Origin of the sequence: Acinetobacter sp. ESL0695 (assembly GCF_029392135.1) — a bacterium.
GTDB classification, from domain to species: Bacteria; Pseudomonadota; Gammaproteobacteria; order Pseudomonadales; family Moraxellaceae; genus Acinetobacter; species Acinetobacter pollinis.
In genome coordinates, this window is the sequence record NZ_CP113932.1 from 1,872,599 (window position 1) to 1,885,073 (window position 12,475).

The window sequence follows — 12,475 nt, forward strand, 5'->3', positions numbered from 1 at the left end:
ATCTTACATAGATATTAGACTGCAAATATTAAACTAAAAAATCAAAATATGAGAATATTAATATTTTATTGATCAATAATTGAATAGTTAATTCTTATAATTTTCATATTTATAATACTTTACAAATATACCTATAGCTCAATATAAGCTATTCATTTTATATATAAAATTCATATTAATTAAAACAATACTTCGATTTAATTAATAATATAATACATTAAAATTAAATTATTTTTCAGAACTTAACTGCATGATTTTAATATTATTATCTGAGAAAACAGCTTATTTATAACAAATATATGAAAATTGAGATTTTTTCCCAATTTTTTTTCTAAAGGTCTACAATAACAGTCAATTTAAACCTTGATGATCGAGATTGTGATGACATATACGTTCAATCGTCCTGCTTTTCCTGCAACACGCATGCGTAGAATTCGAAAAAATGACAAATTAAGATCCATGGTAACAGAAACACACCTGACGAGTGATCATTTAATTTATCCTGTCTTTGTGCTTCCTGGTGAAAAACAATCACAAGATATACCGAGTATGCCAAATATTCAGCGCCTATCTGCAGACCTCCTCTTAAAAAAAGCAGAAACATTATTAGAACTAGGTGTTTCAAAACTAGCTCTCTTCCCCGTAACACCACAGGAAGACAAAAGCCTGACTGCCGAAGCAGCTTGGCGAGAAGATGGTTTAGTACAGCAAACTTGCCGCTTACTCAAAAAAGAACTACCAGAAATGGTACTCATTACAGATGGGGCTTTAGATCCATATACAACGCATGGCCAAGATGGTATTACAGACGAAACAGGTTACGTACTTAATGATGAAACTGTTGAATGCTTAGTAAAACAAGCTTTAAGTCATGCAGAAGCTGGGGCTGATGTCATTGCACCGAGCGATATGATGGATGGAAGAATTGGTGCCATTCGACACGCACTAGAAGCAAATGGACATATCTATACAAACATTATGGCCTATTCGGCAAAATATGCCTCTAGTTTTTATGGCCCTTTCCGTGATGCTGTAGGCTCATCAGGGAACCTAAAAGGTGCCAATAAAAATAACTATCAAATGGATTTTGGAAATCGCGCAGAAGCACTTCATGAAATTGCATTAGATATCCAAGAAGGCGCAGACATGGTTATTGTTAAACCAGGTATGCCGTATCTAGATGTTGTTCGTGAAGTAAAAGATACTTTTGGTATTCCTACATTCATATATCAAGTGAGTGGTGAATATGCAATGCTTGCAGGTGCTATTCAAAATGGTTGGCTTTCAGAAAGTGTTATTTTAGAGTCTTTATTGGGCTGTCGCCGTGCAGGTGCAGACGGTATCTGGACCTATTTTGCAGAAGATGCTGCACGCAAACTAAAAGAAATGAAATAACTTCAATTCATGAATGTTGCAATTATTGGTGCAGGCATTAATGGACTCATGTCTGCACTAGAGCTATCGGAACAAGGTATTGAAGTTCACATCTATGACCAACAACAAGCAGGTCGCGAAGCTTCTTGGGCTGGTGGTGGAATTTTATCGCCCATGTATCCTTGGAGATACCCTCAACCCGTAAATGCACTAGCAAAACACGCAAAAGCACTCTATACCGAATGGAATCAGAAACTTCTTCCTACTACAGGAATTGATTTCCAAATACAACAAACTGGTATGCTTATTTTTGACCAAAAGGATTTTGATATTGGGCTAAATTATGCAAACACTCACCAAGAACCTATGCAAATATGTCAGCACTTAACGCAAAAAGACATACAAAAACTTAACCCTAAAGTTTCAAAACAATTTCAAGAAGCACTCTTTTTTCCTGAATTATCCAATGTTCGAAATCCTCGTCTTTTACAGTCTTTAATTAATTATTTAAAGCACCAATCAAACGTTACATTTCACGAGAATATTAAGATTTCTAAATTCTATATTCAAGACAGTTACGTGACTGGTATTGAAGATGAGCAAAAAGTGATTTACTCCCATGATCATACTATTATTGCTACAGGTGCATGGAGTGCGAATTGGTCCGCTCAGCTTAATCTACAAATTCCTGTCTATCCCATTCAAGGACAAATGGTTTTATTTAAAACACCCAAGAACTGGTTAACTACCATGTGCATGAATGAGGTAATGTATCTTATTCCACGTAAAGATGGTCATATTGTTTGTGGTTCTAGCATGAAAGATATTGGGTTTGATAAAGCTCTTTGCATGCACACACAACAAAATATATTAAATGCTTGTTTCGAAATGATTCCTGAGCTACAAAAGTTTCCCATTATTAAACAATGGACGGGTCTACGTCCTAGCTCTCCAACTGGTATTCCATATATTGGCACCTACCCACAACTAAGTAATCTTTGGCTTAATACAGGACACTTTCGTAACGGTCTGTGTATGGGAGCAGCATCTGCACGACTTCTTAGACAACTTATATTAAAGCAGCCCTGTATTGAAGACCCAACCCCCTACCAACCCAGTCAACTAGTATCTATGACCAAACATTTTTAAAGCCATACGTTCAGCCTGTTTTCCATAAAACCAAAATGTCACAGCAATTAAAGGCAATGCAATTACAATAAAAAATAAGCCGATAATCATTAACGTTGCAGGCTGAAAAAGCATCTTGATTGTATATTGCCAAATTTCAGGCTCAGAAAAAGAAGTCCAAAGTAGTCCTAAAAAGAAACCACTTAAATTAAATAGCCAAAAAAGAAGATTTAAACTTAGCGTAAATCTTTTTCTCTCTTCAACTGTTGGTGCACGGCGGTGTTGCTTCAAAAATAAATATAGAACAGCAATCATCGAGACCAAATAAGGAAGAACCATGAAAACAAGTGATAATTCACGTGGTAAAACAGTCGCCAACACACCACTTATGCAAGTCATAAGAAAACAAAACAATAAAAACCATGCATAATATTTTTTAAGAGAGATTTTCAAAATGAACCAACTTTAAAATTTATTTATTTTTTTAATTTTTTTTGATTTCTTTGTCAACCTATTTAAAAATTCTAACGTTATATAGGGTACAAAGCCTCAAAACTAGATAAGAAAGTGATTATCTAGTGGCTTTAGTCAGAGATAAAAACTCGACTTGTCTTGGGTATTCTAAAAATAACCCACTCGAAAAGACTTTTTTGAGCCAATGATTCTTCATCACTCGGATCATTGGCTTTTATTTTTCTATATCTACCATTTTGGCTAAGTTTTTAGATAAAATCTATCGATGTCGTCTTACTTAGATATTCAAAAAAGATGAATATTAATTCTTTATTAATTTTTTCATAATATAAAAATCTCTTAACTTAAGTTCTGTCGAACCACTATGATATGTATCTTAGACAATATAAGTTGATATATTTCGTCCATAAATAATCCACATCTTTCGTTCATTATAGGTTTATCGAGATTTAAACCCAACTTTACTCACGAGAGATTTAATTTATGAAAAAAATATTATCTGTATTAGCACTTGGTCTTACTGCAACTGCATTCACAGCAACAGCAATGGCTGCGCCTGCTGCACCACAACCAGCACCACATCACAAACACCATGCAAAAAAAGTGCACCATAAGAAGCATGCACACAAAAAACATCATCACGCACCTAAAAAAGTAGGTTAAGCCGTGAAAGAAAAAAAGAGCCAATTTTGGCTCTTTTTTTATTGTCATTTATATTTAACAATCAAAGTATATGATTTCTAATATAATAATTATTGCGCAAAATCTTAAATAAAACCGACATATAATACGTCGGTTATTTTTTAAGTATTAAAAGAAAATATAGGTTTGCAGTAAATGGGAAAATTCACCGAGTTTGCAACCATACATTCATGATGAGCCAAATCATGTAATTTCTTTGCAAGCTCTAAGTTTGCACCTTGTTTTAAAGTGATACGTGGATTCAAACAGATTTGTGTAATATGCCCCCTTTTTATAGGGTGATAATCTTCCATTTCTGCTTCTGCATCATCAGTATAAGCAACAATATGAATCCCATTGATTGCGCAAAGATGTAAATACCATAGTTTGTGACATGCTGAAGCGGCCGAAAGCATCAGGTCTTCTGGATTCCATCTGCTTTTATCGCCTAAATATGCAGGATCGGCAGAGCCTAAAATAGTAGGTTTATGAGGATGTGTAATTTTAAAATCTCTTTGATATGCTTTATAAGAGGTTGTTCCTTCACCTAAGTTTCCTTCCCAAGTTATAGAAACATTATAATAATGTATGGTCATTGCATGCCTATATTCTTCTATTTTCTACAGTTATAGCATACCTCTTGTAAGAAATATTCAATATTTAAAAAAACTCTGTTAAATTACCTCTGCTAGCTTTCTTTCAGACAAGAGTAACTCATGACTGTACATTTTTTTCATACTTCAGACTGGCATTTAGGGCAACTTTTTCATAACTACTCCCGCCATTTTGAACATGAAAAATTTTTAACTTGGTTACTTAAACAAATATTAGAAAAACAACCACATGCACTACTTATTGCTGGCGATATTTTTGACATTGTTAATCCATCCTCGGCCTCACAAAAACAACTTTATCAGTTTCTAGCACGTGCTCATAAAATTGCCCCCCATATGCAAACCCTCATGATTGCAGGGAACCATGACTCAGGCTATCGTATCGAGCAAGTTGACCCTTTACTTGAAAAATATAATGCAAAAGCTGTTGGTATTATTCAATGGACAGAAGATAAACAACTTAACTTAGATCATCTCATTTTACCTATCTACGATAAAAACCGAACTATTGTTGCTTGGTGTGTGGCTCTTCCCTTTCTAAGACCTGCTGAAATTACAGGCTTCAATGAGCATACGCAGGACAATGAATCTGCTATCTGCTATCTCCATAAAACACTTATCGAAGAAGCCAAACGGCGTAAAACACACGAACAAGCACTCATTGTCATGTCTCATGCCCATATGCAAGGTGGACAGGAATCAGATTCTGAGCGTTGTATTGTCATTGGAAACCAAGATGCTCTTTCGACAGACCTTTTTCATAAAGATGTAGATTATGTTGCACTTGGACATCTACATAAGCCTCAAAAAGTAGGTCATACACACATCCGTTATAGTGGTTCGCCCATTCCACTATCCTTTAGTGAACTTCATTACAAACATCAAGTACTAGATATTCATATTGATCCCAATCAAGTCACACAAGATCAAATAACGTATGAAAAATTAGTTATCCCTAGATCAATAGCGTTACACGCACTTAAAGGTGAGTTAAAAGAAATCTTTCATCAGTTAGAAAATCTACCCAGTGAAGGCTCTCTTCCTGTAGATGAACGTGAATTTGTAGATATTGAATATTACAGCTATACACCGCCTCCCCTCAATTTACGTCAACAAATCGAAGAACTTTTACCTAAGCAACGCTATCGACTTACAAGGATTATGCGTAAACCTGTCATTAAATCAGAGGATGAAAACCAACCAATTTCAAAAATCGATTTAGAGCCACCTACACCAGAAAGCTTATTTGAGCAAATATGGGAAAACATGGGCTACGATACAGACAACCAAGTCAAACAAGACTTTTTAACTCTGCTCCATGAAGCTGAAGAAATGCAGCATAAAAACACAACATCGAATGAAGGATAGCTCATGAAAATATTGTGCTTACGCTTAAGTAATCTTGCTTCTATTGCAGGCGAACACTGTATAGATTTTGAATCACAGCCCTTAGCAAATGCAGGATTGATAGCAATTACAGGTAAAACAGGTGCAGGAAAATCGACGCTTTTAGATGCAATGTGCCTAGCACTTTTTGATCAAATTCCACGTTTAAATGGTGCATTAGGTAGCCTAACAGATGTAAGTGGTCAAGATATTTCCATTAAAGACACTAAACATATCTTACGCCGTGGTGCAATTAGTGGGTTTTCAGAAGTCGAATTTATTGCACTTGATCAAAAAAGGTATCGGGCACGATGGGATATACGTCGCTCTTATAAAAAACTCAATGGCAACCTAAAAGTCGACCGCGCTGTAACCTGTTTAGAAGACAATCGTGTACTGACACAGAAGATTTCAGAATGTAATCCGTGTATCCAATCCTTAATTGGATTAAGCTTTGAACAATTTACACGTGCTGTATTACTTGCACAATCTGAGGTGGGTGCTTTTCTAAAAGCAAAAGATCATGAGCGGGCTGCCTTACTCGAATATTTAACAAATTCAAATATTTTTAGCTTAATTAGCCAGCGTGCTTTTGAAAAAACCAAAGAAATTAAAGTCGAACTTGATAAAAAACAAGAATTTTCACAGCATATCCAATTGTTATCTATAGAAGAAGTACAGATTTTTGAAAAGAATAAATACGAATTGGATTATGAGATTAAAGCTATACAGCTCAAGCAACAACAGCTTGAATATGCAAAACAATGGTACATAGAGCAAACTCGCTTAGAAAATAAAATAAATGAGCAAGAACAAAATTTAGAGAAAGTAAAAGTAGAAAAGTCCCAATTAGCGCAGTATAAAAAGCAACTTCAACATCTCAGTGAATTTTCTGAAATACAAAATACTTATCAAGAAGTGATTAAAGCCAAACAACAACAAGAGCAATCTAGACAACACTATACTGACTATAAACAACAGTTTCAGCAGACTCAACAGCGCTTTTTAGAACAAGAAACGCTTGTACGAAAATATGAAGAAGATATTTCAAATTATGAAAATCAATTACAACAACTTCAACCTGAACTACAAAAAGGCTTTGAACTCGATGCAAAGCGTGAACATTATCTAATACAATACCAAAACATCAAAAATGAGCTTCATGAAAAAACAAAATTACGAACACAACATGAAGAAGCACTCAATCATATAAGTATTCAAGAAAATAATTTAATTTCACAACAAAAACAATTCGAGTTAGATATTGAAAAATATCAGTTTCTTTTAAAACTTGCCGAAGAGCCTAAAGCAAATATCGATAAGCTCTACGAAATTGAACGTCTTGGGCAAGATATCTATCGACAGCAATCCGAGTCGTTTGACATAGTACAATTCAAACAAAGTTACGAGACCCGTCAAAGAAACATCGAACAAACGATCAAAACATATGGCAACTTAGATCAATTAGAAACCAATTATCAGCAACACCAAGCAGTCTATGACACACAAAAATCGCAAAAACAACTGGCTGAACAACTCTATCAACATTTAAAACATTATAATGAAAAGAAACAGCAAATTAAGCAGCAAGAAGATGATATTAAACAACAAGAAAATATACTGTTAGCTGAACAAGAAATCGTTCAGAAAAGTCACGAAACCTTTACAAATGCTGAGCAGGAACTGACGACGCTGCAAAAAATAATTAATGAACAAAAGCTAATTCAGTCAGAACATATCACTCGCCTACGTGCTGCATTAACCACAGATAATCCTTGCCCCGTATGTGGAAGTAAAGCACATCCTTACATTGAACAAAAATCACTATTAGAGGATGCGATAAATAGCATTCATCAACAGCAAGAAGAAGAAGCGAGACAACGTAAGGATTATGCTTTTACGCAATGGCAGACCAGTCAGCAATATTATTTACGCTTAGAAAATACCGTTCATCATCTAAGAAATGACATGATCAAAGCAAATAATGATCAAATTGAACATTGGAATCAAATTGAAGAACTCTTTAAAAAATTAACATTAGAGTTCTCCTTAGAGCAGTCATATACTGTACTTGAGTATGAAATTAATATATTGGAATCTACACTTTCGCACCTGAGTATCACCCTTCAGGCAGAAGAAGAAATTTTAATATCGTTTAAACAGGAACTTAAGCAACAAAATCAAGAAGCAAATATTATCTATCAAATTGAGCAGTTCGAAAAATTAGTTCAATTTATAGATAGACATCTGTTAACAGACAATGAAAAAAATCAATGGAAACAAGCTCCGTTAGATTGTATAAATCGTTATATTTTAAGTGTTCAACAACTTCATCATACTCAACAAAGTTATCAACAATGTATGCAGTCAATTGATACATTAGTGCATAAAAAACAATTACTCACGCATCAACAAACAACCACCGATACAGAATGTACAGCGTTAGAGCAAAAACTACTGGGTACAAAACAACAAGGTTTAGATATTAGAGATCAGATTAATCAACTCATTCAAAGGCATTCAACTATTACATTTGCAACCATAAAAGATTGGCAAACGTACTTATACGATCATAAAAATCAGCTCAATGCACAATATCGTAATATTAAAAATCAATTTTCAGAAATTGAGCACTTATACCACACCCAACAGCATGAACTCACATCACTTAAACAAAATCTAGAAATGTGGCAAACCTATGAACAAGAACAGCGAGAAAAACAAATACGATGGCAACAAGCGCATCCTGTCTTTGATGATGCTTTAATTGATTACTGCCTAAAAACTACGCCTACTGAGATTCAAGAGCTTAGACAGCATATTCAAGATATTCAGCAACAACATATTCGTTATGAAACTGAATATGATCAAACCAAACAAAGTTACCTGATTCATCAGCAAAAGAAGCCTAGTAACGAATTCCATCGTCTTGATGAGTATCTGAGAGAAAATGAAGAAATAATTCGAACACTGAGCCATTCACGCGATGAAATAAATGCCAAATTAATGAGTAATGCACAAGCAATCGCACAACAAAAACATTATGCAAAAGACATAGAAGAACTTCAGCAACAGGTCAATCGATGGGGTAAAATTTCTGAGCTAATTGGCAGTAAAGATGGAGCTAAATTTAGAAGAATTGCACAAGAACATCATTTAGATATTCTAATTGAATATGCAAATCAACAATTACAACCATTATCTGCACGCTATGAGCTTAAACGTATTGAACACAGCTTAGGACTTGCAATTATCGACCATGAGATGAATAGTGAAGTTCGTCCTGTACTCTCCCTTTCAGGCGGAGAAACTTTCTTAGTATCTTTAGCACTTGCACTAGCAATTGCAAATATGGCCTCTGGCGCCATGCGTTTAGAGTCTTTATTTATTGATGAGGGGTTTGGCACCTTAGATCCCTCGTCCTTGCACATTGTGATGGATGCTTTAGATCGTTTGCAAAGCCAAGGACGTAAAGTCATTCTAATTTCTCATGTACAAGAAATGCATGAACGTATTCCTGTACAAGTTCAAGTAAAATCAGTGGGCTCAGGCACCAGTCAGATTGAAATTATTGGTTAATTTAAACGATGTTGATATCCACTTACGCTATCACCTGCATCTTTTGCTAAAAGAAAAGCATCGATTAAAGCAAATAGCGACACGAAAGCAATCATCAAGAATGTAATTTGAAAGTCGATGAGTTCTGCCTGTGCATGTCCATGCACATACATGGTTGCACGCAAAATTAATGCAGCAAGTGCAACCCCAATACCTAAACTAATTTGAAAAAACAAACTAAATTGGGTCGTGGCATATCTTTTATCTTTAGGCAATACATCTGCAAAACTTAGACTGTTGTAACACGTAAATTGTAAAGAACGACTTAAACCACTCATAAACATGAGTATAATCATAATTATCCATGGTGTTTGAGGAGTAAATAGCGCTGAACTGGCTATCGTACATGCTCCAATTATTCCATTTACAATCAAAATTTTCCTAAATCCAAAATGTTTCATAAGTCTTGTAGTAAAGGGTTTCATGACTAAGTTTCCAACAAAAACAGTCAAAATGAGTAATCCTGCTTGGAATGCACTTAACCCAAAAGAAAGCTGAAACAAAAGTGGAAGTAGAAAAGGAATCGCACTCATCGAGATTCTGAAAATTGAACCTCCAATAATACTGACAGAGAATGTTTCTTGCTGAAATGCATCAAATTTCAGTAATGGATACTGAATACGCTTCATATAAGCAATAGCAACCATAAAAATGGCAACCCCAAATACTGCTAATAGCAAATATGGCATCATCTGATCTAGCTGTTGTCCTAATTTTTCCATGGCATACATCACGCTTAAGCACGCCGTTGCCAATAAAGTAAATCCAATAAAGTCAAATTGACCAACATCATTATTTTTTACATTTTCAATTAATTGATAGCTCGCATAAATCGCTGCTGCTCCTAAAGGAATATTAATGTAAAAAATCCATTGCCATGAGACATGCGTAACAATTAAACCACCTAAGGCGGGCCCAATAATAGGTGCTACAAGACCCGGCCAAGTAATATAAGCAATTGCTCGAACCAACTCATTTTTTGGTGCTTTACGAATAACTACCAAGCGCCCAACAGGAACCATCATTGCCCCCCCAATGCCTTGGAGTACGCGAGCAAAAACAAACATCTCTAAACTGTTACTTAAACCACATAAGACAGAGGCGATTGTAAAAAGGACAATTGCACTTATAAATATTGTTCTTGCGCCAAAACGATCTGCAAGCCAACCGCTAATAGGAATAAAAGTTGCAACGGCCAATAGATATGCACTAATTCCAATATTTAAATCGATTGGCATCACATTAAATGTCTTTGCCATGGTTGGTAAAGCAGTTACGATAATAGTGGCATCTAAATTTTCCATAAAAAATGTCAGTGCCACTAAAAGTGCAATATATTTGGTTTGAGGTTGCAACGCTTATATTCCTTTACTGATAATCACGCTGTCCGAAAAGTGCTGTACCAATACGCACCATAGTTGATCCCGCTTGAATTGCATCCAACAAATCACCAGACATTCCCATACTCAGTGTATCCCAAGTCGTTAAACTTGGATAATTTTCACGTACTTTTTCAAATAATTGCTTTGCATCTGTAAATGCTTGAGTATGATTTGGTGCAGGTATGACCATTAGCCCACGTAAGTGAATATTGGGCAGTTGTATAATGTCGTTCACTAATGCCAATACTTCATCTGGGTGGCAACCATCTTTACTGTCTTGATGATCGATATTAACTTGTATACAAATATTGATCGGTGCTAACTGCTCAGGACGCTGTTGCGATAACCTTTGTGCAATAATAAGTCTATCTACACCATGAACCCATGCAAAGTTTTCAGCCAGCAGTTTGGTTTTATTTCTTTGCACATGACCTATAAAATGCCATTCAATATCGAGTGCTTTTAAATCTGAAATTTTTTGCAATGCTTCTTGTAGGTAATTTTCTCCAAATGCACGTTGTCCAGATTCATACATTGCGTTTAAAGCAGAACTTGGATGTGTCTTTGAAACAGCCAATAGCTGTACCTCACTCACATTTCGTTGTGCTTGCTGACAAGCCTGTTCAATCTGTGCAAGAACACCTTGCCTTGCTTTTAAAAATTGATACATGAAATTTTTCCTATTTATAACAGAAAAGCATTGGTCTGATTCTCAGAAAATCGCTATCATTCTATAAGAATTATACGTTTGATAACATTGTATTGGGGATAATCTATGGACATTACAGAATTACTGGCGTTTGGTGTACAGCATAAAGCTTCTGACTTACACCTATCTGCAGGGTTGCCGCCAATGATTCGTGTAGATGGGGACGTAAGACGCATTAATTTACCTGCCCTTTCACACAAAGAAGTACATCGTCTTGTTTATGACATCATGAATGACCAACAACGACATGACTTTGAAGAACGTTTAGAAATTGATTTTTCGTTTGAAGTTCCAAACCTTTCTCGTTTTCGTGTGAATGCTTTTAATCAAAATCGTGGTGCTGGGGCTGTATTTCGTACCATTCCTTCTAAAGTACTCACACTTGACGACTTAGGCATGGGAGAGATTTTTAAAAAGCTCTGCGATACTCCTCGTGGAATCATTTTAGTGACAGGACAAACAGGTTCTGGTAAATCGACAACACTTGCAGCAATGCTCGACTATATTAATGAAAACCGCTACGAGCATATTTTAACTATTGAAGATCCAATCGAATTTGTACATGAATCAAAAAAATGCCTAATTAACCAACGTGAAGTACACCGCGACACACATGGGTTTACACCTGCTCTACGTTCTGCATTGCGTGAAGATCCAGATATTATTCTTGTAGGTGAGATGCGTGATTTAGAAACAATCCGCTTAGCACTAAGTGCTGCAGAGACGGGGCACCTTGTATTAGGTACACTCCATACGACCTCTGCTGCAAAAACGATTGACCGTATTGTAGATGTCTTCCCAGCAGAAGAAAAAGATATGATTCGTTCAATGCTTTCTGAGTCATTACAAGCTGTTATTTCACAAACATTACTGAAAAAAACAGGCGGTGGTCGTGTAGCTGCCCACGAAATTATGCTTGGTGTTCCATCAATTCGTAACCTTATTCGTGAAAATAAAGTTGCTCAAATGTATTCGGCAATACAAACAGGCTCAGCACAAGGCATGATTACACTTGATCAGAGTCTAAAAAAACTCGTTGCCCAAGGTCTGATTACTAAACAGGCAGCACAATCCGCTGCTAAAACTCCTGAATCATTCTATTAAGCGAT

The 12,475-nt window shown here is 35.7% G+C and carries 10 protein-coding genes; 6 read left to right on the forward strand and 4 right to left on the reverse strand.

The features are described 5' to 3' along the window. The first annotated feature begins 381 nt into the window (after positions 1-381). Entirely contained in the window at positions 382-1,395 is a 1,014-nt protein-coding gene (gene hemB, locus OZX61_RS08910) for a porphobilinogen synthase (protein WP_277095650.1), read from the forward strand. 9 nt (positions 1,396-1,404) lie between these two features. Continuing rightward, positions 1,405-2,523, forward strand: coding sequence for a glycine oxidase ThiO (thiO, locus tag OZX61_RS08915; protein ID WP_277094591.1), 1,119 nt, complete (start codon positions 1,405-1,407; stop codon positions 2,521-2,523). Here the strand turns inward: thiO and OZX61_RS08920 are convergent. After that, a complete protein-coding gene (locus OZX61_RS08920; protein WP_277094592.1) occupies positions 2,497-2,901 on the reverse strand; it encodes an ABZJ_00895 family protein in 405 nt (134 codons plus the stop codon). The genes thiO and OZX61_RS08920 overlap by 27 nt on opposite strands. A 558-nt stretch (positions 2,902-3,459) precedes the next feature. On the opposite strand from OZX61_RS08920, the gene OZX61_RS08925 reads away from it, so the two are divergent. Then, positions 3,460-3,639, forward strand: coding sequence for a hypothetical protein (locus tag OZX61_RS08925; RefSeq protein WP_195771115.1), 180 nt, complete (start codon positions 3,460-3,462; stop codon positions 3,637-3,639). 140 nt (positions 3,640-3,779) lie between these two features. On the opposite strand, the gene OZX61_RS08930 is transcribed toward OZX61_RS08925, so the two are convergent. After that, positions 3,780-4,253, reverse strand: a complete 474-nt coding sequence (locus OZX61_RS08930) for an OsmC family protein (RefSeq protein ID WP_277094593.1) — start codon at positions 4,251-4,253, stop codon at positions 3,780-3,782. A gap of 120 nt (positions 4,254-4,373) precedes the next feature. Here OZX61_RS08930 and sbcD point away from each other — a divergent pair, with 120 nt between their 5' ends. Together sbcD and OZX61_RS08940 are read left to right on the forward strand one after the other, a co-directional pair. Next, positions 4,374-5,639 (forward strand): exonuclease subunit SbcD, encoded by a 1,266-nt coding sequence (gene sbcD, locus OZX61_RS08935; RefSeq protein WP_277094594.1) that lies wholly within the window; start codon positions 4,374-4,376, stop codon positions 5,637-5,639. 3 nt (positions 5,640-5,642) lie between these two features. Continuing rightward, on the forward strand, positions 5,643-9,236 hold the full coding sequence (locus tag OZX61_RS08940) for an AAA family ATPase (protein ID WP_277094595.1): 3,594 nt from the start codon (positions 5,643-5,645) through the stop codon (positions 9,234-9,236). On the opposite strand, the gene OZX61_RS08945 is transcribed toward OZX61_RS08940, so the two are convergent. Next, positions 9,233-10,630: a DHA2 family efflux MFS transporter permease subunit gene (locus OZX61_RS08945; RefSeq protein WP_277094596.1), complete on the reverse strand. Its 1,398-nt coding sequence runs from the start codon at positions 10,628-10,630 to the stop codon at positions 9,233-9,235. The two genes, OZX61_RS08940 and OZX61_RS08945, sit on opposite strands and share 4 nt — an antisense overlap. Positions 10,631-10,643: 13 nt before the next feature. Then, a complete protein-coding gene (locus OZX61_RS08950) occupies positions 10,644-11,327 on the reverse strand; it encodes a YggS family pyridoxal phosphate-dependent enzyme (RefSeq protein WP_277094597.1) in 684 nt (227 codons plus the stop codon). 105 nt (positions 11,328-11,432) lie between these two features. Between OZX61_RS08950 and OZX61_RS08955 the strand changes: the two genes are divergently transcribed. Then, positions 11,433-12,470, forward strand: coding sequence for a type IV pilus twitching motility protein PilT (locus OZX61_RS08955; RefSeq protein WP_277094598.1), 1,038 nt, complete (start codon positions 11,433-11,435; stop codon positions 12,468-12,470). Positions 12,471-12,475 lie beyond the last annotated feature (5 nt).